This window comes from Streptomyces sp. NPDC037126 (assembly GCF_055605965.1).
The window spans coordinates 254,027-272,625 of the sequence record NZ_JBVJTD010000004.1; the positions used below are offsets into that span (position 1 = coordinate 254,027).

18 protein-coding genes and 1 pseudogene are annotated in these 18,599 nt (G+C 73.2%); 6 read left to right on the top strand and 13 right to left on the bottom strand.

Translation table 11 applies throughout. From position 1 onward, the window contains the following. Positions 1-68: 68 nt before the first annotated feature. From ACZ7FF_RS12645 to ACZ7FF_RS12660, 4 genes are all read right to left on the bottom strand, one after another. Positions 69-641, bottom strand: a complete 573-nt coding sequence (locus ACZ7FF_RS12645) for a HutD/Ves family protein (RefSeq protein ID WP_470811812.1) — start codon at positions 639-641, stop codon at positions 69-71. 176 nt (positions 642-817) lie between these two features. Beyond that, positions 818-2,377 carry a N,N-dimethylformamidase beta subunit family domain-containing protein gene (locus ACZ7FF_RS12650; protein ID WP_470811813.1) on the bottom strand — a complete coding sequence of 520 codons (1,560 nt, stop codon included), beginning with the start codon at positions 2,375-2,377 and terminating at the stop codon, positions 818-820. Between the two features lie 171 nt (positions 2,378-2,548). After that, on the bottom strand, positions 2,549-3,544 hold the full coding sequence (locus tag ACZ7FF_RS12655) for a hypothetical protein (RefSeq protein WP_470811815.1): 996 nt from the start codon (positions 3,542-3,544) through the stop codon (positions 2,549-2,551). 52 nt (positions 3,545-3,596) lie between these two features. Next, complete coding sequence (locus ACZ7FF_RS12660; protein ID WP_470811817.1) at positions 3,597-4,598, bottom strand: aminoglycoside phosphotransferase family protein; 1,002 nt, start codon at positions 4,596-4,598, stop codon at positions 3,597-3,599. 249 nt (positions 4,599-4,847) lie between these two features. Between ACZ7FF_RS12660 and ACZ7FF_RS12665 the strand changes: the two are divergent. Beyond that, positions 4,848-5,031: pseudogene (locus tag ACZ7FF_RS12665) on the top strand (YbiU family protein); the annotation flags it as partial. A 145-nt stretch (positions 5,032-5,176) separates the two neighbouring features. Further along, positions 5,177-5,470 carry a YbiU family protein gene (locus tag ACZ7FF_RS12670; RefSeq protein ID WP_470811819.1) on the top strand — a complete coding sequence of 98 codons (294 nt, stop codon included), beginning with the start codon at positions 5,177-5,179 and terminating at the stop codon, positions 5,468-5,470. Between the two features lie 133 nt (positions 5,471-5,603). Here ACZ7FF_RS12670 and ACZ7FF_RS12675 read toward each other — a convergent pair whose 3' ends face one another. The 4 genes from ACZ7FF_RS12675 to ACZ7FF_RS12690 form a co-directional block, all read right to left on the bottom strand. Continuing rightward, a complete protein-coding gene (locus ACZ7FF_RS12675; protein WP_470811820.1) occupies positions 5,604-7,415 on the bottom strand; it encodes a phospholipase C in 1,812 nt (603 codons plus the stop codon). Positions 7,416-7,618: 203 nt separating this feature from the next. Then, positions 7,619-8,857, bottom strand: a complete 1,239-nt coding sequence (gene efeB / locus ACZ7FF_RS12680; protein WP_470811821.1) for an iron uptake transporter deferrochelatase/peroxidase subunit — start codon at positions 8,855-8,857, stop codon at positions 7,619-7,621. Beyond that, positions 8,854-10,059 (bottom strand): EfeM/EfeO family lipoprotein, encoded by a 1,206-nt coding sequence (locus ACZ7FF_RS12685; RefSeq protein ID WP_470811823.1) that lies wholly within the window; start codon positions 10,057-10,059, stop codon positions 8,854-8,856. The genes efeB and ACZ7FF_RS12685 overlap by 4 nt, the downstream gene beginning before the upstream one ends. 175 nt (positions 10,060-10,234) lie before the next feature. Beyond that, a complete protein-coding gene (locus tag ACZ7FF_RS12690; protein ID WP_470811825.1) occupies positions 10,235-11,008 on the bottom strand; it encodes a polysaccharide deacetylase family protein in 774 nt (257 codons plus the stop codon). A 301-nt stretch (positions 11,009-11,309) separates the two neighbouring features. Here ACZ7FF_RS12690 and pip point away from each other — a divergent pair, with 301 nt between their 5' ends. Both pip and ACZ7FF_RS12700 read left to right on the top strand, forming a co-directional pair. Continuing rightward, on the top strand, positions 11,310-12,290 hold the full coding sequence (gene pip, locus ACZ7FF_RS12695; protein WP_470811826.1) for a prolyl aminopeptidase: 981 nt from the start codon (positions 11,310-11,312) through the stop codon (positions 12,288-12,290). Continuing rightward, the gene (locus ACZ7FF_RS12700; RefSeq protein WP_470811828.1) at positions 12,287-12,922 is read left to right on the top strand and encodes a DinB family protein; all 636 of its coding nucleotides are present in this window, start codon (positions 12,287-12,289) and stop codon (positions 12,920-12,922) included. The genes pip and ACZ7FF_RS12700 overlap by 4 nt, the downstream gene beginning before the upstream one ends. A 142-nt stretch (positions 12,923-13,064) precedes the next feature. On the opposite strand, the gene ACZ7FF_RS12705 is transcribed toward ACZ7FF_RS12700, so the two are convergent. From ACZ7FF_RS12705 to ACZ7FF_RS12715, 3 genes are all read right to left on the bottom strand, one after another. Further along, positions 13,065-13,403 carry a GNAT family N-acetyltransferase gene (locus tag ACZ7FF_RS12705; RefSeq protein WP_470811830.1) on the bottom strand — a complete coding sequence of 113 codons (339 nt, stop codon included), beginning with the start codon at positions 13,401-13,403 and terminating at the stop codon, positions 13,065-13,067. Positions 13,404-13,577: 174 nt separating this feature from the next. Further along, positions 13,578-14,744 (bottom strand): FAD-dependent oxidoreductase, encoded by a 1,167-nt coding sequence (locus ACZ7FF_RS12710; protein WP_470811832.1) that lies wholly within the window; start codon positions 14,742-14,744, stop codon positions 13,578-13,580. 1 nt (position 14,745) lies between these two features. Next, positions 14,746-15,216 (bottom strand): hypothetical protein, encoded by a 471-nt coding sequence (locus ACZ7FF_RS12715; protein WP_470811834.1) that lies wholly within the window; start codon positions 15,214-15,216, stop codon positions 14,746-14,748. Positions 15,217-15,290: 74 nt separating this feature from the next. Here ACZ7FF_RS12715 and ACZ7FF_RS12720 point away from each other — a divergent pair, with 74 nt between their 5' ends. Next, the gene (locus tag ACZ7FF_RS12720; protein ID WP_470811836.1) at positions 15,291-15,884 is read left to right on the top strand and encodes a PadR family transcriptional regulator; all 594 of its coding nucleotides are present in this window, start codon (positions 15,291-15,293) and stop codon (positions 15,882-15,884) included. Positions 15,885-15,920: 36 nt separating this feature from the next. Here the strand turns inward: ACZ7FF_RS12720 and ACZ7FF_RS12725 are convergent, their stop codons facing one another. Continuing rightward, complete coding sequence (locus tag ACZ7FF_RS12725; RefSeq protein WP_470811838.1) at positions 15,921-16,481, bottom strand: TetR/AcrR family transcriptional regulator; 561 nt, start codon at positions 16,479-16,481, stop codon at positions 15,921-15,923. A 334-nt stretch (positions 16,482-16,815) separates the two neighbouring features. Here ACZ7FF_RS12725 and ACZ7FF_RS12730 point away from each other — a divergent pair, with 334 nt between their 5' ends. Further along, a complete protein-coding gene (locus tag ACZ7FF_RS12730; protein WP_470811840.1) occupies positions 16,816-17,688 on the top strand; it encodes an SGNH/GDSL hydrolase family protein in 873 nt (290 codons plus the stop codon). Positions 17,689-17,784: 96 nt separating this feature from the next. Here ACZ7FF_RS12730 and ACZ7FF_RS12735 read toward each other — a convergent pair whose 3' ends face one another. Beyond that, positions 17,785-18,585, bottom strand: a complete 801-nt coding sequence (locus tag ACZ7FF_RS12735) for an SDR family NAD(P)-dependent oxidoreductase (RefSeq protein ID WP_470811842.1) — start codon at positions 18,583-18,585, stop codon at positions 17,785-17,787. Positions 18,586-18,599 lie beyond the last annotated feature (14 nt).

Here is an 18,599-nt window from a genome sequence, read left to right on the forward strand (position 1 = left end):
TCCGGGCCGGTCCACCACCCCAGGAAACCGTTGTCGATCCGGGCCCCAAGCGGCAACCGGCCCCCTGGTCAGCCCGAGGTTCCCTCGGTGACGGTGACCAGCGCGAGGACGCCGTCCACGGCGATGTCGTCGGCGTCCCCCGCGGCGAGCAGTGCCGCATCCAGACGGTCGAGGCGGACGGCATTTCCGGCGAGGGTGGCAGCCCCTTGAAGGACCACCGCGAGCACGCACGTTCCAGCCTCCGGCCGCACCGCGACGCGATCGCGCACGATCCGGACCCGCGCCGACGCGACGGCGCGCCGCACCATGACGTTGAAGTCGACGATCGGGCCGCCGAGCAACTCGCAGTTCGTGTCGGAGTCACCGGAGAAGGCGAACGGCTCGTACGGGGCGGTCATCACGTGCGGGACACCGTCGACCGTGAGGGCCATGCCGGGACCGTCGACCACGGTGATGATTCTGTCCACGCCCTCGAAGACCGAGAACGGTCCGCTCTGCGCGACATCGGCAAGGCTGACACGCCAGACGAAGTCGCCGGTCCCCGCCCCCTCGGGTCGGGCGGACACCTCGGAGGTGACACCTCCGCCGTTCTTCCACGGCGCGGGTGTTCTCTCCTGAGCCCGCAGAACCTGCACTGCCATGTACTTTCCTTCCCCGGCGGACACGACGAGAGGACCTCGCGGGGCCGGGCTGGGATCCCGGACGGTGAGGCCCTCGTCACCGCACTGTACGCGACGCTCTCGACGCCTCTCGGGAGCCGGCACCCCCGGCGCCCCGCGGACCACGAGCGCGATCGGCGGCACGCCGCCACACCCGCTCAAGTCCCGTACACATCGGCCACGTTGGCCCGCGGCAGCGGGGCGTGCCGGGCCGCCGGGCCCTGCGCGAACGTGCGCAGGAGGTTCTCGGTGGTGCGGGTGACGAAGGCACGGGTGCGGGCGTCCATGCCGTGGTCGCGGCCGAGTTCACCCGTCCCGGCCACCAGGCCCTCCACCCAGCGCATGGTGCCGGTCGCGAAGACCCCCGCTCCGGCCGGAGCGGTGTAGTACGCCGAGTCGCTGTGGCTGGGACGGCCGCCGCACACCAGCGGGGAGTGCGCGGTGATCTCCAGCGCGCCGGGCGTGGGGGCGCCGGGAGTGACCCGGTCGTACTCGACGCCGACCAGGTGGGCGAAGGCCTCCCCGGGGCGGACGCCGGTGCCGTCGTACAGCCAGTGGCCGGACTCCCGGACCACGTACGGCGCGTCGACGGGATAGCCCTCGTACAGCACGCCGGTGAGGGAGGATTCGGGGTCGGCGCCGGGCGGCAGCCGGTAGTCGGTGGTGATCTGCGCGGGGTGGGACGCGTAGACGGGGTCGGCGCGGTAGGAGGTCTTGTAGCAGACCACGGTACGGTCGTCCGCCCGCTCCCCGGCCTCCAGCCGCACCCGGCGGAAGCACGTGTTCGCACCGAGGAGGGCGACGTTCGTCCCGGCGTCCCGCGCGGCGGTGACGTGCGCCCGCTGCTCCGGTGTCCAGTACTCGTCGTGGCCCAGGCAGACGACGGCGTGCGCGTCCCGCAGCACCGAGGGGTCCCGGTGCACGTCGACCCCGGTGCTGTAGGCGAGCGGAATGCCGAGGCGTTCGGCGAGGACCACCAGCGCCCGCTCGTAGACCAGGAACTTCTCGGCGCCGCCGCCGTCGTAGGGGCGGTCGAAGCTGACGGCCAGGGAACGGGTGGCGTACGCGCCGGAGGTGCCGTTGTAGAGGCTGCTGCCGCCCCAGCGGTTGTACGCCTGCCAGGTGGCCGGGGCGTGCAAGAGGACCGTACGGCCCGCGCCGTCGGTGGAGCGGACCACGAGCGGGACGTACCGCTGGTGCCCGGTGTCCGCCTCCAGCCGCAGCAGATACGCCCCCTCGGGCCAGCCGGCGGTGTCCACGGGCAGCGTCGCCGGCCAGTCGGCGCGCACGGTGCGGGTCGCGGGCAGGGTGAGCGGGGCCGGCTGGGCGCGGCCCGGTACGCGGCCCGAGGCCCAGACCCGGCGGGCCTGCCGTCCGCCGTACCAGCCGATCCGGAACGCCGAGACCCGGAAGGATCGCGCGGTGGTCGACACGTGCAGGTCGAAGCTCTCGCCCGGTGTCACGCTCACCCGGTCCGCATAGCCCGCCACCCCGTCGGGCGGGCCGGTCGGGCCGAGCCGCCACGCGTCGGTGCCCGGCGCGTCGCGTTCCCCCTCGGGCCTGAGCCGCCGCGCGCGGGCGCCCGAGGACCGCCGGTCCGACGGCGCGGCCGTGCACCCGGCGGCGGTGCCGAGGCCCGCACCGGCGCAGACGGTGAGGAACCGCCGGCGGCCGAGGCTGGGGCCGTCGTTCGGTGCAGTGCTGTGTGCCGGAGCCACGTCACCTCCCGGATACGTCGGCTCCAGCGTCCCGAGGCCCCTTCCCCCGGCGCAACCCCGCCGCGTCGACGGACGGCAGGTGCCCGGGCAGGCGCGGCAAGGCGGTGCGGGCGGGCGCGGACGGCCGGCGGCGGTACGCCCGTACGGGTGACGGGTGACGGGTGACCGGGGTCAGGTGCGGAAGCCGATGTGCACGTGGTCGTGGTGGGTGGCGTCGCTGAAGAACTGGCCGGGGCCGCCGCCCGGCAGCAGCACGGGTCCGCCGACGTTGTACGACCCTGCGGCGGCCGCGTCCCGCATGAACCGCTCGATCAGGGTGCGCGGGGCCGCCGGATCGACGACCGGGTGACCGTCGATCCGCCACACGTCGAACGCCCGCCCCCGCGGATGGTCGCTCGGCCTGCTGGTGCCGAACACGTCCAGCGGGTGCCCGGAGCGCACGACGCTCACCTCCAGCCGGTAGGTCCGGGCCAGGGCGAGCATCGCGCTCGCCACGCTGGTGTGCACCTGGCCGCTGCGCAGGTCGGCGACGGCGGCGGGCGGCAACGTGATCCGGTGGTCGGACAGGGCCGCCCGGACGTCCGCGGGCAGCGAGCGGGCCGGCGGGCCCGGGTGCGCCGGGTGCAGGGCGTCCACCGTCCAGCCGTGCGTTCCCCGGGAGAGCCGCACGTCGACGGTCGTCCCGCCCGCGCCGACCGTGCCGCCCCGCCGGGTCCACTGCCTGCACACCACCAGCACGCTGGCGGACCGGGACAGGATCCCGCCGTACTGCGCGTCGAGGACCTGCAGCGCGGCCTGGTCGGCGGCCGGCAGCAGGGGGTCGGCCTGGTCGACGAGCGCCGTCGGCAGGCCGAGGGCCGCGACCCGAGACCGTGCGGCGGCCGGTGTGCCGTGCCCGTCCGGCCACGCACCGATCGCCTCCACCAGTCGTACGGCGCGCAGCTTCGCCGCGGGCTGGACCTCGGCGTTCGTCGGCCGCCACGGCGTGGTGCGCGGCAGCGCGGGGGAGGGGGCGGCGCTGCTCGCGGACGGGTGGGGCGGGTGGGACGGGTGCGCGGTGGGGGTCGTACGCCCGGTGCAGCCCGTCACGCCGAGCGCGACCCCGGCCAGGGCCGCCAGCACGGTACGGCGGCCGGGCGGGGGATCGGGCGCGCGGGTACGGGTCATACCGCCCAGTGTCCGCCGCCCGGGCCGCGTCGGCGACGAACGGCCAAGGTGTCTAGAACGGTGGTTCGTCGAGGAGGTCGAGCAGCGACTCGGAGCTCTGCTCGGCTCCCGGCCCGGCTCCGGACGCGCAGGGGAACACGCGGCCCCAGGAGGCGGCGCGGCCGAGGGAACTCAGCCGCCAGGCGAGGCTCGCCGCGCGCCGCAGACCGGCGACCGTGCGGCCTTCACCCGTCCAGGGCTCCAGGTAGGCGTCGCGCAGTCGGGGCAGCACCTGCGGCCCGTAGTGCGCGCGGGCCCGCTCGGCGGTGACCCGCAGACTGCAGAACGGGTGGGAGACGGCGGCGTCTCCCCAGTCGAAGAACGTGAACCGGCCCGGTGCCGGTCGGAACAGCTGGCCGTCGTGCAGATCCGCGTGATCGAGGGTGTCCTCGATCCCGGCGGACGCGAGTTCCGTGCACCACTCCACGAGCCGGGGCCGCAGCGCGCCGAGCCGGGCGCGTGCCTCCGGGCCGAAAACGGTGTTCCCGGCGAGCAGCTTGTCGAACACCGAGGGCAGGTCGAGGGTCCGGGCCGAGGGGACGCCCAGCCGATCCATCGCGCGGACGTGTGGGACCAGGGCGCGCTGCACGCCCGCGTACTGGCGCAGCAGGTCGGCCCAGGCCTGCGGCCCGACCGTCTCGCGCGAGAGCACCTGCCGGAACAGGTCGCCGCCGTCCGGGAGCAGCGACCAGCCGCGCCCGGCGTCCACGGCCAGCGGCTCCAGCACCTGCCCCGGTACCCAGCGGGCCAGCGCGGCGGTCAGCGGACCCTCGAAGGAACTGGCGGGCGGATTCGCCTTGAACCAGACCGCCTCGCGCCCCTCGACGGGCATCCGCACCAGCACGGACCAGGGCCGCAGCCGGACCTGAAGGTCGCCGCGGGTGCGCAGGCCGTGTCCGGCGAGCCGGTCCTCGGCCCAGCCGAGGGCTGACGCCCGCCAGGACTCCCGCTCCCAGGGCGTCACGGCGTCCTGGTACCGGCCCCGGTCCACCACCGCCGAAAACTCGTGTCCCATCGCGCCATCCCAGCAGCACGGCCTGGGCCGTGACCACTGGTTTTCCCGGCCGGTCCCCGCCCGGCCGTCATCCACGGGGGTGCGCGGAGCGGACGATCTCCGAGCGCAGTTCCTCGTTGTCCACCAGCACGGGCCCGGCGACGTGCGGCTCCAGGACGCCCGCGGGGTCGAGGTCGCCGACCAGGAAGGGAGCGTCGGGCAGCCGTACGAGCCGGCCGGTCGACGGGGTCGGCGGCGCTGACCACCGCGATGCGCAGCCCGCCGGGCGCCGACTCCGGTGGCCTCGGTGCCCACTGCGACCCCGGCACCCTGGACCTCTGGATGACCCGCGCCTACCAGCAGGCGTTCCGGCACCTGTTCGACGGCACGGTCGAGATACGACCCCTGGGACGCGGCCCACCGCACCGCGGGTCCCCAGTACCCGGGATCGACCATGTGCTCGGCGTTCCGCACCTTCCAGGGCCGGACCGCGCTGTCCGACATGGCCACGACCAAGGCGTGCTGCACACCGTGCCGATCCCCGAGGCGATGGCCTGCCTGCTGCTGCGCCCGCTGCGGCCGGCGTCCCCGACGGCGACGTGTGCGGGGTCACCGTCGACCAGGTCTTCCCCGCGAGCGAGAAGTGGCACCCGCTGCTCATGAAGGCGCTCGCCGGCATCCCGGACGTCCGGGCCGGCGACTCCGTCTGGTGGCACTGCGACATGTTCCACAGCGTCGCGCCGGTCACCGGCCAGCGGGGCTGGGGCAACGTGACGTACATCCCCGCCGCCCCCTGGTGCCCGCGCAACGAGCGCTACGAGCGCTCCTGGACCGGCCGCTTCACCGCCGACCGGCTGACCGCCACCGGCCGCCGGGGCCTCGCCCTGGACTGACCCCGTCGACGCACGGGCCCAACCCCCGGGCAGGGTAAGGAATTGGGGCCGCGCCACAGACACGTGCGCCCCCGGACGGAATCCGGGGGCGCACCGCCCTCTCAGGCCCTCAGGCCCTCAGGCCCTCATGCGGTCAGGCCAGCTGCCTGCGGCGCAGCGTCAGGTAGGTGCCGGTGGCACCCGCGGCCAGCAGCGCGCCCACGCCCAGGCCCACCGGCAGCACCGGGAAGCCGTTGGTGTCGGTCGTGTCGGCGGCGTTCTGCATGGACGGACCCGGGGTGATGCTCGTGGCCACCGCGGCGACGTGCTTGATCGGGCCGACGTGCTTCACGGAGCCGTCCGAGTTCAGCAGCACCTGCTTGTTGTTCGGGTGCCGGAAGTCGAACATGCCCGCCAGGGAACCGGCCGTGGCGTCGAAGGAGTGGTCGCCGATGCGGCCGACACGCCAGTTGTCCTCGATGAACCGGGTGATGGACGCCTGGTTCGTCAGGGTGTGGTCGACCTTGTTGACCTTGCTGTAGGGCGAGACCACGAGCAACGGCTGACGGGTGCCCGGACCGCAGCGGTCCGCGTAGCCACCGGACGCCTTCGGGCCCTTCTGGCACGCCGGGCTGTCGGTCGCCTTGCCGTTGGAGCCGAGCGAGGTGTCCGTCGAGCCGTTGCGGGGGGCGACGAAGGTGTGGTCGTACCAGCCGTCGGAGTCGTCGTAGGCGACCACGATCGCGGTGGACTTCCACTGCGGCGAGCTCTGGATCGCGTTGATCTGCTGGACCAGGAAGTGCTGCTCGTCGATCGGGTCGGAGTAGCCCGCGTGGCCGTCCTGGTACTCACCGGCCTTGAGGAAGCTGACCGCCGGCAGCTTGCCCGCCTTGAGCGCGGCGGAGAAGTCGGTCAGGTCGTAGTTGTGGTTCGCCTGCCCGCTGTGGCCGATCTCGGAGACGCTCTTCGGCGGCAGGTGGTGCGGGTTGGCCGTCGACTTGTAGTACGAGAACGGGTTGTGGTGCGGGCTGTAGTCCGCCACCGCCGCGTTGCCCACGTTGGTGTGCGTGGTGTCGCACTTGGCGTACGCGCCGGAACCGCCGGTCCAGGCGGTCGAGGGGCGGAAGCCGCCCTGGAACCAGCCCCAGGACACCTTCTTGGTGTTGAGCAGGTCACCGATGTTCTTGCCCTGCATCGCGGCCAGCGCGTTGCTGCTCGTGTGGTCCTTGTCCGAGCAGTCGTCGAAGGCCGGGTCGGGGTCGTTGATGACCGTGCCGACACCCTTGGCGTCGGGCGACTTCACCGTGTACGCGTCCGGCGTGGAGGTCTGCTTCGGGTTCTCCGTGCCGGAGGCCGGGTCCACGGAGACCACACCGTGCGTCTGGCCGGAGGCCAGGTTCAGCGCGCCGGGCGTGGACGGGCCGTAGACCGAGCTGAAGGAGCGGTCACCGAGCGAGTACTGCTGCGCGTAGTTCCACAGCGCGGTGACGGTGTTGCCGTCGTAGTAGTCCATCGCCAGGCCCGGCTCGCCGAACAGGCCGCCGCTGCACTTGTCGACCTCGGTGTTCTGCACGAACTGGTCGGCCTTGCCGCCGTCGTAGGCGTACTGCTCGGGGCCGTAGGAGTGGTTCTGGTCGCAGGTCATCGCCTGGGACGGGGACAGCCGCTTCGGCGCGTACTGGTTCGGGTTGTGCTTCAGCAGCCCGGCGTGCGCGAGGGTGTCGATGTCCTTCGGGGTGTGCTTCGACGCGGTGAACTTCGTGCCGTCGGTGTTGGCCGCCTTCGGGTACGTGCCGAAGTAGTGGTCGAAGGAGATGTTCTCGTCGAAGAGCACGACGACATGCTTGATCGGCGTTGCGGTCGAGGAGTGCCCGCCCTGCGCCCCGGACGCTGCCGCCCAGCCGGGCGCGTTGCTGCCGAGCACGGTGAGCGCGACGGCACCCGCCAGTGCGCCCAGGCTCCGCATCGCGGCTCGTCTTCCTCTGCTTGCCATGGTGGTTTACCCCTCCGGACAGAACGTCTGTGCGTCGTACGATCACGGATGCTGCGCCCCCTTCCAGGCGCGTCGGCGGAGCCATGATGGCCTGTGGGTGAACACCAAGTCAGGGAACCTGGGGGAAAACTTGACGGTGTGTTGACCCAGCCGGCCGCCGAGTTGTCCGGACAGGTTCAGCCGAGCAGGGCGCGCCCGTACCAGTCCGCCGCGTCCCGCACGCCGGGCAGCGCGTAGAAGTAGCCGCCGCCGAAGGGGCTGATGTAGTCCGTCAGCGGCTCGCCCGCCAGCCTGTGCTGCACGGTCTCGAACTGCCGGACCAGGTCCTGCTGGTAACAGGTGAACAGCAGGCCCATGTCCAGGTTCCCGTTGGCGTCCATGCCCCGGTCGTAGTTGTAGGCACGGCGCAGCAGGCGCTGGCCGGCCGTGGCGTGCGTGCGCGGGTTGGCGAGACGGATGTGCGCGTCCAGCGGGATGACGTCACCCTTGGGATCGTCCGCGTACTTGGGCGTGTCGTGCTCGTGGTCGCCGTCCAGCGGCGCGCCCGAGGAGCGGGAGCGGCCGAACATCCGCTCCTGCTCGCTCAGCGAGACCCGGTCCCAGAACTCCACGAGCATGCGGATCAGCCGGACGACCTGGTAGCTGCCGCCGACCGCCCAGTCCGGCTCGCCCAAGTCCTTGCCGACCCAGATCAGTTGCCGCATCTCGCGGGCACTGGTGGTGTCCGGGTTGGCGGTGCCGTCCTTGAACCCCAGGAGGTTGCGCGGGGTGCCCGAGGGCCGGGGCGGGCTGGTGAAACCGTCCAGCCGCCAGCGGACCTGCATCCCGCCCCGGGTGTGCCGGGCCATGTCCCGCAGCGCGTGCAGGGCCGTGTCCGGCTCGTCGGCGTGCAGTTGGAGACTGAGGTCGCCGTGGCACCAGTCGGCCTGGAGGTCGTCGTCGGGGAAGGCGGGCATGGCGGTCAGCCGCCGGGGCTTCAGCGGGGCCAGCCCGAACCGGTCGTCGAACAGCGAGGCGCCGACCCCGACCGTCACGGCCAACTGCCCGGCGGGCAGCCGGTCGCCGAGGACGCCGGAGTCGGCGGGCGGGCCGGTGATGCCCGCCGGGGACGGCGTGCCGCCGGAGGTGAGGAAGCGGGCCCGCTCGGTCAGCGTGCGCAGCAGGTCCGCGAGTTCGGCGCGGTTCTCGGCGGCCACGTCGAGCGAGGCGAACACACAGGTCCGGCGCGGGGTCGCGATCGCCGAGGCCTGGTGCTCCCCGTGGAACGGTGCCACGGACGCGGTCGCGGCCGTGGCCGACTGGGTCTCGGGGGCGGCGGCGCCGGTGGCGAGACCGGCACCCGCGAGGGCCGCGCCGCGCAGGAAGCGGCGCCTGCCGAGGCCCTCGGTACGTTCGGGTCGTTCGGCGCTGCTCACACGGTCCTCCGGGGGTCGCACAGGGTCGCCACCGACGCCAGCCGCTCCACCAGGTCGCCGAGGACCGCGTCGGTGCGCTCCCGCTGGGCGCGGGTCAGATGGTCGAGCGGGGTCCAGCCGGCGCCGTGCCGGAAGCCGTCCAGGGTGTGCTGGGCACGGTCCAACTCGCCGTCCAGGCCTCCCAGATCGGCGTACCGGGTGGTGAGCAGCGGGCGCAGCCGGGAGAGGACCTCGCGGGTGCCGTCGAGGTTGGCGCGGGCGGTGGCGAGGTTGCTGCCGCTGCCGTAGTCGGTACGGCCGGTCAGCTCGAACTGCACGGTGTTCTCCAGGATCTCGTGCGCGCGCAGGCCCAGCTGGGCGGGATCCATGCGGGTCCCCGCCCAGTCGTCCCGCAGCCCGGTCACCGCCTTGACCAGGGCCGCCGCCGGGGCGCGCAGACCGTCGGCCGACTCGCCGTGCCACAGCCCGTACTCGATCCGGTGGAAACCGGCGAAGTCCTTGTCGTGCACTGCGCCGGGCAGTCCGGCATCGGTGCCGTTGATCTTCCCGTCCGCGTCCCCGAAGGCGTCGTACGCCGCCCCCAGCCGCTCGTACTCCAGGTGCGCCGGCAGCCAGGCCGACCGGGCGGCGCCGAGGTCCCCGCGGTCGATCGCGTCCCGGAGGCCCGTCGTCAGCCGGACGACGCCGGAGAGTCCGTCGCCGACCCACTTCTGGTACGCGATCGCGGGCGGGATGAGGTCGTGCTCCGTCACCGGCGCGGCGCCCGGACCGCGCTGCCCGCTCGTCACACGGACGCTGGGCCCGGTGACCGCGTCGGCGTCGTCGGGCACGCACTTGAAGGCGTACGTCCCCTTGCCCAGCCGGACGGTCAACTGCCGTGTGGTGCCCGGGCCGATGCCCTCGACCTCGCCGTACACCGCATGGCCGGCCGGATCCTCCAGGTACACCTCGGCGGCGCCGTCGGAGGTGTTGTGCAGGTCGAAGGTGCGCACCCCGGGCTCGGGCCGGGTCCAGCCCCGGCCGCAGTGGCTCTCCGAGACCTCGACGGCGATGTGCCCGGAGCCGGGACCGGAGGACCTGTGCCGTGCGCCGCCGACGGTGAGGGCCAGCAGGGTGCCCCCGAGGGCGACGGCGATGACGAGGAACACGGCTGGGGCCGTCCGGAGACGCGCCGACCGCGTGCCGAGGCGGGCCAACGGCATGCTGAGCCTTTCCGGGACGACGTACGCAGCTGTCCGCGCGGCGACGTGATCACCGACGGAACGGCCTCATCGTAGACACCCCGGCGGAACCGAACAGCAGTCCAGGCGATTCGGTGACCAAGAATTCCCCCGGGGTTCACCGGCCGGTGGCAAGGCCCCTGGCGGCCCGGCCGGTTCAGCGCACCGGGAAACCGAAGGAGTAGCCCTGCTGCTTCAGCCAGGGCAGCAGGGTGCGCAGCGCCGCCACGGTCTCGGACCGGTCGCCGCCCGCGTCGTGGAAGAGGATGGTGGGGCCGTTGGACAGTTCGCCCTTGACGGTGGCGATGATGGCGTCGGTGCCGGGCCGTTCGAAGTCCTTGGAGTCGACGTTCCAGCCCAGCGGCCGCATCCCGTGCGAGGCCGCGAGCTGCCGGCTGTACGGGGTGAAGGCCCCGCCCGGCGCCCGGTAGTACATCGGCCGCACGCCCCCGGACGCCTTCGTTATCTGCTGCTCGGCGCCCAGGATCTCCTGCGACTGGTAGGTCTCGCTCTTGTGGTCCATCGACGTGTCGTGCGAGACCGTGTGGTCGCACAGTCGGTGCCCGTCCGCCACCACCCGCCTGACCATGTCGGGGTGCGCCTCGGCCTGGGGGCCGATCATGCAGAACGTCGCCTTCACGCCGTTGTCGCGCAGCACCTGGAGCACCTGCGGGGTCCAGGTCGGGTCGGGCCCGTCGTCGATGGTGATGTTCACGGCGTGCGCGCCGCGGTCGGAGGCGTGGGCGATGGTGGCGGACAGGGGCGCGGTCCTCGGCGCCGTATGACGGGCCGCGGCTCCCGGTGCGGCCTGACCGCTGCCCGTCTGCCCGGCCTGTGCGGTCCACACCGAGGCCGCGGCGGCCACCGCCGTGACTCCTACCGCCGCCCCGATCACCCGGCCGTACCATCCCCGCCCGCCGTGCCGTGCCATGTCCGCCCCGATTCCTGCCGTGCCGTCGTTGGGTCCTCGTGCACCTGCCAGGACGGCCGGGACGGAGCACGGGCTCCTTCTGTTACGGATCACGGACAATTCCGGGGCGCTTCCGCGACAGTACCCGGACGTATCGGGTGAGAGCGGCGCGGCACGCAGCGGCTCGCACGAGCAACGCCGTGGCAGGCGCGTACGGTTCGGGACCAGAGGGACGAGCCGGATGCCGTCGCCGGGGCCGTGAGCGGATCCGGGCGGGGAAAACAACGGGACAGGCCGCAGGGGGAGTCACTAGGGTGCCCCGATGCCTCTTTACCCGAAGATCGAGCCGTACGAGCACGGCATGCTCGACGTGGGCGACGGCAACCACGTCTACTGGGAGACCTGCGGCAACCCCGAGGGCAAACCGGCCGTCGTACTGCACGGGGGACCGGGTTCCGGCTGCACCCCTTACCCGCGGCGCCTGTTCGACCCCGCCGCCTACCGGATCGTCCTGCTCGACCAGCGTGGCAGCGGCCGTTCCACACCGCACGCGAGCCGCTACGGCACCGACATGAGCGTCAACACGACCGCGCACCTCCTGGCCGACCTCGAACTGCTGCGCCGGTACCTGGGCATCGACCGGTGGCTGGTGTGGGGCGTGTCCTGGGGGTCCGTGCTGGCGCTGCGTCATGCGCAGACCTGTCCGGGAGCGGTCTCCGAACTGGTGCTGACGGCGGTCGCGACGGGCTCGAACGCCGAGGTCGAGCTGCTGACCAGGGGGCTCGGGCAGATCTTCCCGGAGGCCTTCGCGCGACTCCTGTCCGTGCTCCCCGCCGACGACCGCGACGGGAACCTCGCCGCGGCCTGCAACCGGCTGCTGGAGTCCCCCGATCCCGAGGCGCGCGCGCGGGCCGCGCGGGCCTGGACGGACTGGGAGACGGCCGTGATCCCCGCGCCGCCGCGCTCCGTCGCCCGCTACGAGGACCCCGTCTTCCGCAGCGGCTTCGCCCGCACGGTCACCCACTACTGGGGCAACGACCACTTCCTCGGCGAGGGCAACGACCGGGGCGTGGTCCTGCGCGACGCCCACCTGCTCAAGGGCATCCCCGGCACCCTCGTCCAGGGCACCCTCGACTTCGGCAATCTCCTCGGCACCGTCTGGCGCCTCCACCACGCCTGGCCGGACAGCGAGTTGGTCCTGGCGGACAACACCGGCCACGACGCGACCGCGCCCTCCGTGGCGGACGCGACGGTCGCGGCGACGGACCGGTACGCCACCCGTCGGTTCAGGAGCGTTCCATGACGACCGTGCCACCCCGGCTGCTTGCGCTGCTGGACCAGTTCGACTTCGCGCGCGAGCGCCTGGCCGGGCGGTTGAGCGGGCCCGTCATGGACAGCGGCGACGGCACGCCGGCCGAAGTGGCGGCGATGACCGACGAGGAGTACTTCTGGGAACCGGTGCCCGGCTGCTGGTCGGTCAGACGGCGCGGCGACGGGCCGGGCCCCCGGGCGACGCTCCTCGCCGGTGCCGGTGAGTGGGGGCGGGACGCCGCCGCCCACCCGCACCCGTGGCCGCCACCCGTCACCACCATCGCCTGGCGCCTGAGCCACCTCACCGAGATGCTCACCCTGCGCGCGGACCACACCGCCGGCACCCGCTCGGCGAGTCGGGACACGCATCCGGTCCAGGGGGACGCGGCCACGGCCGTCGCCGCCTTCGGCGCCGGCGCCGCCGCCTGGCGCCGGGCACTGCTCGGCGCCGACGACACCGCGCTGGACACGGTCGGCCACTGCACCTACCCGTACGGCGGCGACGCGGAGGAGCCGTTCCTGGACGTCGTCTGGTGGGTCAACCAGGAACTGCTGCACCACGGAGCCGAGATAGCCCTGCTCCGAGACCTGTACCGAGCGAGCGGACAGCCCTCGAAAACCTAGGGACCCGCCGCCCGCGGAGAGCGGCGCAGCAGGTGGGCGACGGCGAAACTCCGGACATCGGTGCGGGCCAGGCTGCACTGACACCCCCGTTGGGCGGCTGTTGGAGCCGGGGCGGCGTGTGACGGTGCCGGCCCGGTCCGACTCAGCCCTGCTGGGTGTCGAGCCAGGTGAGGATTTCGGGGGTCACCGGGTCGGTGATGTCGGTGAACTCGTCGTGCTTCGTCAGGAACTTGGCGACGTACGGGCACACCGGGACGATCCGCTTGCCCAGGGCCCGGACGTCCGTGAGCGCGTACTCGACCAGTTGTCCGGCCAGGCCCTGCCCGGCGTAGGCGTCGTCGACCTCGGTGTGGAAGAAGACCCGCTGCTCGCCCCGGTCACGGAAGGCGGTGAGGCCGGCGCGCTCGCCGCCGACCTTGATCTCGTAGCGGTGCCGTGCGTCGACACGCTCCACGGTGGGTGCGGGGGAGGACTGGTTCATGGTCGTCCTTTCGGCGGGGAGGAGCACCGGCGCGGCGGGTCCGGCGAGGTCCCACCACAGACCGAACCCTATCGCCGTTCCCGCAGGTCAGTGATGCGATGCCGGGATCACCGCCGGGCCGGCCGGTGACGGGCTGCGCCGTCCCCGCGTTCCTCGGCCCGGCCGGCCCGCGCCTCACGCGGTGACGGTGCTGTTCCAGGGGATGCGGTGGTCGTACTGCCAGGACATCTTCTCGGGGGTGGCGAGGCGGGCGAACAGGGGGAGGAGGGCGTCCCGCACGATCCGGCCCATGGGCCCCGCGGCCTTTCCGCTGTTGGTGCGGGCGGCCTGGGCGATGACCCGTTCGACGCGAGCACGGCGGGCCCCTTCGTAGGCGGTGAAGGCCTGGGCGCGGGGCAGGTCCCGCAGCGCGCGGGCGAGTTCCACGGCGCTCTCCGCGGCCAGGGAGACACCCTGGCCGGAGCTGGGCGAAGTGGCGTGGGCCGAGTCGCCGACCAGCACCATCCGCCCGCGGTGCCACTGCGGCACATGCGGCAGGTCCTCCATCGGGCCGGAGGTGATCAGGTCCTCGGGCCGGGTGCGCCGCAGCAGTTCCAGGGCCGGGACGGTGTCGTCCGCGAAGGCCTCGCCCAGGCGGCGCAGCCACTCCTCGTTCGCGGTCTCGCGCACTTGCCGCCACGTCAGGTACGGGTGGGGGAGGTTGGCGAACCAGACGCCGGTGCCGTCGTCGAAGGACTGGTATCCGAAGAAGGCCCGGCGGCCGAACGCCATGTACATCCGGTCGCCGGTGGGCGGCAGCCCCGCACCCTCGACGCGGGCACCGAAGCCGAGGAGTCCCGAGTAGCGGGGCTCCGGCGCGCCGGGGTCGATCAGCCGGCGCACGCGGGAGCGCAGGCCGTCGGCGCCGATCAGGACGTCCGCCTCCTCGCTGGTGGTGCCGTCGGCGAAGACGGCCTGGATGCCCGTGTCGCTCTCGCGGACGTCGACCAGTTCGTGGCCGTGCTGGATCCGCACCTGCTGCCGCGCGGCCAGGTCGCAGAGCCTGCGGTACAGGTCGGCGCGCCAGGTGAACTGCATGGGCTGGCGGATCTCGGTGATGGTCCGGCCCTTGTGGTTCTGCAGCACGATGGCGTTCATCGGAGCGCCGACCCGGTCGAGTCCGACCAGGTCCAGGGCGGCCCTGCCGTTGGGGGCGACGCCCAGTGCTCCGCCCACGCCGTCGGCCGTCTCGGTGTGGGACTCGTGCACGGTGGCCTCGATCCCGGCCCGGCGCAGCGCGAGTGCTGCCACCGGGCCGGCGATGCCGCCGCCCACCACGATCGCGGTGCGGGTGCGGGTCATGTCAGCGGGTTCCCTTCCGGGTGGGGTCGTCGACGACGGGCAGGCCGCCCTCGCGGTGGGCGCGGCGCAGGTCGTCCAGGTAGGCGCGCGAGCACATGGCGGTCAGCTGGGCGCTGCCGCCGCGGCGGATCCGGATCTCGCCGTCGCCGACCGACCCGGTCAGCCGCAGTGTGGCGGTGCCGGCGCCGGGCTGGGCGTCCTTCACCCGGCCACGGCGGAGGAAGGCGAGGTCCCAGCCGTCCACGGCGACGTCGTCGGGGAGCAGCAACGTGACCGCGGCGGAGGTGAGTTCGAGGTGCACGGTGACCGGACCGTCCCAGCCGATCGCCGGGGAGCGCAGGTCCAGCACGACGGTGGCGCGGCGTGCGCGGACCTCGTACTCGGTGGCCTCGGTCCAGTGGCCCAGGTGCTTCACGGTGGCGTGGTCCGCGTGGATGCGCTCGGCGGACACGAGCGGAGTCGTTGTCGTCATGGCTCAATAGTTGCACTGAAACTAGTCTCAGGTCAACTAGTTCAGTTGAGGATTGTCTCGGGTAGGATCAGGGCATGCGCAGCTCCCCTCTCGGCCTCACCGTCCTGTCGCTCCTGCACATGCGGCCGCTGCACCCGTACGGCATCCAGAGGCTGATCAAGCAGTGGGGGAAGGACCAGGTCGTCAACGTCAGCCAGCGGGCGAGCCTGTACCGGACCATCGACCGGCTCCTCGACGCGGGACTGATCGCGGTCCGCGAGACCAGCCGGGATCAGCAGTACCCGGAGCGCACGGTGTACGAGGTGACGGACGCCGGCCGCGCGGCGACACGTGAGTGGCTGCGCGAGATGCTGGCCGCGCCGCGCGCGGAGTACCCGGAGTTCCCCGCCGCGCTCTCCTTCACGATGATGCTGCTGCCGGAGGAGGTGGCGGCGGACCTCTCCGCCCGCGCCGCACAGGTCCGGGCGTGGCTGGCCGAGCTGGAGGCCGCCACCGAGGGAGCCCGGCAGCTCGCGCTGCCGCGGATCACGATGCTGGAGGACGAGTACCGCCGTGCCGTGCTGACCGCGGAGCTGAACTGGCTCGACGCGGTCACCTCCGACATCCGCTCGGGCGCCCTCACCTGGGACTTCGAGACGCTCTCGGCTCTGGCCGCGGCGTCCTCCTGACGCCCGCGGTGACGGGCGGCGCAGTCCTCCTTCCGGCTACGCGGACGCCCGCGGGGTCAGGACCTCCTGGAAGAGCGCTCCGTAGCGTGCGACGAGGGCTCTGCGGTCCGTCTCCAGCAGGCTCTCGTCCCTCGCCACCCACAGCGCGTACAGCAGTCCTCCCGCCAGCGCCGCCGCCAGTCGCGCGCGCAGGTCGGCGTCGGGGCCCGACAGGCGCTTGCGCAGGGGCTCGACGAACACCCTCTCGTGGGTCTCGCGCAGCCGGCCCAGGATCTGCGGCTCGGTACTGCCGTGCACCAGCGCCAGGAAGATGCCGCGCGCGGCGCCGTCGAGGTCGAGGAGGAGCGTGGCGAGCCGTTCGCCCAGCCGCTCCAACGGGACGTCGAGCAGCGGCTCGTCGTCGATCGTCAGGTGCATCGTCTCCAGGAACAGCAGTTCCTTGCTCTTGAAGTGGCGGATCACCAGCGCCGGGTCGGCCCCGGCGGCCGCCGCGATCCTGCGGACGGTGGTCCTCGCGAACCCCTGGTCCCGGAACAGCCGGGTGGCGGCGGTACGGATGGCCTCGCGCGTGGTGGCGCCGGGTCCGGTCTGCGGCATGCGGTCAGCATAGGCGGCGCCCCGGACCACCGAGAGACGCCAACCCCCTTACTGGGCAAAGGTGTTGGCGACGCGGATTTGGTGGGCGTTTCAAGAAGTTCGGTCAACAATGTTGACTCGCCGTTCCGGCGCCCGCACATTACCTATCGGTAGAACCCCACGGTAATCCCGCCATCCGCACATCGCGGCCGTCGGCGGGCGTGCCCCCACGTCCACGCCCCGGCGGCCGGTACTTCCCCCTGCTCCGAGCCGCCGTACCCCTCGCGAACCAGCACATGCCCGGGCACCGCCATGCCCGCATGCTCCGTGTCCCCGTCCCGAGAAGAGGGAGCACATGCCCATCCCCGCCCTGCGCCGTGCCGTCGCGGCGACGTCCGCCCTCGCCGGTGCGCTGGCCCTCGGCCTGACCGCTGCCCCCGCCCACGCCACTGCACCCCTGAACTACGCCGCCCTGGGCGACAGTTACAGCGCCGCCTCCGGTGTCCTGCCCGTGGACACCAGCAACCTGATCTGCCTGCGTTCCACCGCCGACTACCCGCACGTCATCGCCGCCCGCACGGGAGCCCGGCTGACGGACGTCACCTGCGGCGCCGCCCAGACCAAGGACTTCACCCAGTCCCAGTACCCCGGCGTGGCGCCCCAGGCGGACGCCGTCACCGCGAACACCGACCTGGTGACGATGACGATCGGCGGCAACGACAACGGCACCTTCATCAACGCCCTGGTGTCCTGCGGCGCCGCGGGCATCCTCGGCGGAGGCAAGGGCAGCCCCTGCAAGGACACCTACGGCAGCTCCTTCGACGACGCGATCGACGCCAACACCTACCCCGCGCTGAAGTCCGCGCTGCGGGCAGTCGCGGCGAAGGCGCCCAACGCCCGGGTGGCGGTGCTCGGTTACCCCTGGATCACGCCCGCCACGGCCGACCCGTCCTGCTTCGCGAAGATGCCGATCGCCTCCGGCGACGTGCCGTACCTGCACGCCATCCAGGCCCATCTCAACGCCGTGGTCCAGCGCGCCGCCGAGGAGACCGGGGCCACGTACGTCGACTTCTCCCAGGCCTCCGCGGGGCACGACGCGTGCCAGGCCGTCGGCACCCGGTGGATCGAGCCGCTGCTGTTCGGGCGGAACATCGTCCCGGTCCACCCCAACGCACTCGGCGAGCAGCGCATGGCCGAGCGCACCATGAGCGTGCTCGGCCTCGGCTGACCCGGGTGAGGCCACGCCCCCTCGGAGCCGGTCGGCCGCCTGCGCCCGCCGGCGACGGGCTGCCCGCCGTACGACGGGACGGCGGGCACCGCCGGATCAGGCCCGGGCGCCGCCGTCGACCGGCAGCACCGCGCCGGTCACGAAGGAGGACCGGTCGCTCAGGAGCCATGCGGCGGCCTGGGCGATCTCCTCCGGGTCGGCCGCCCGGCGCAGGGGGCTGACCGCCGTGATCCGCTCCCGCAGACCGGGAGTCGCCGCCTCCCAGGTCCTGGTCATCTCCGTCAGCGTGAAGCCCGGGGCGATCGCGTTGACCCGGATGCCCTCCGGACCGTACGTCACGGCCGCCGACTCGGTGAGACTGTTGACCGCCCGCTTCAGCGCGCCGTACACCGGCAGTTCGGGGTTGCCCCGCAGGCTGCCGACGGAGGAGTTGTTGACGATGGCGCCCGCCCCGGCGGTGGCCCGGACGGCGGCGACCTCGGCGGCCATGGCCAGCCAGACACCCTTCAGGTTCACCTCGTACGGCCGGTCGAACTCCGGCTCCGGCAGGCGGTCCATGGGGCCGGGCGGCTGGATCGTCGCACCGTTGTTGAAGGCGATGTCGAGACGGCCGTACAGCTCGACGGCGCGGTCCACGGCGGCGCGCACGCTCGCCGCGTCGGCCAGCTCGCACACGACGTGGTCGGCGGTGCCGCCGGCCGCCCGGATCTCCTCGGTCACCGTCTTCAGCTGGGCCTCCGTACGGGCCGCGAGCAGCACCCGGGCCCCCTCCCGGGCGAACAGGCGCGCCGCGGCCGCTCCGATTCCCCGTCCGGCCCCGGTGACGAAGGCGACCTTGCCGGCCAGCAGGCCGAGCGCGGAGCCGGCGGGAGTCGCGGTGGTGTGTGTGTTGTCCATGGCGGCGAGCCTGC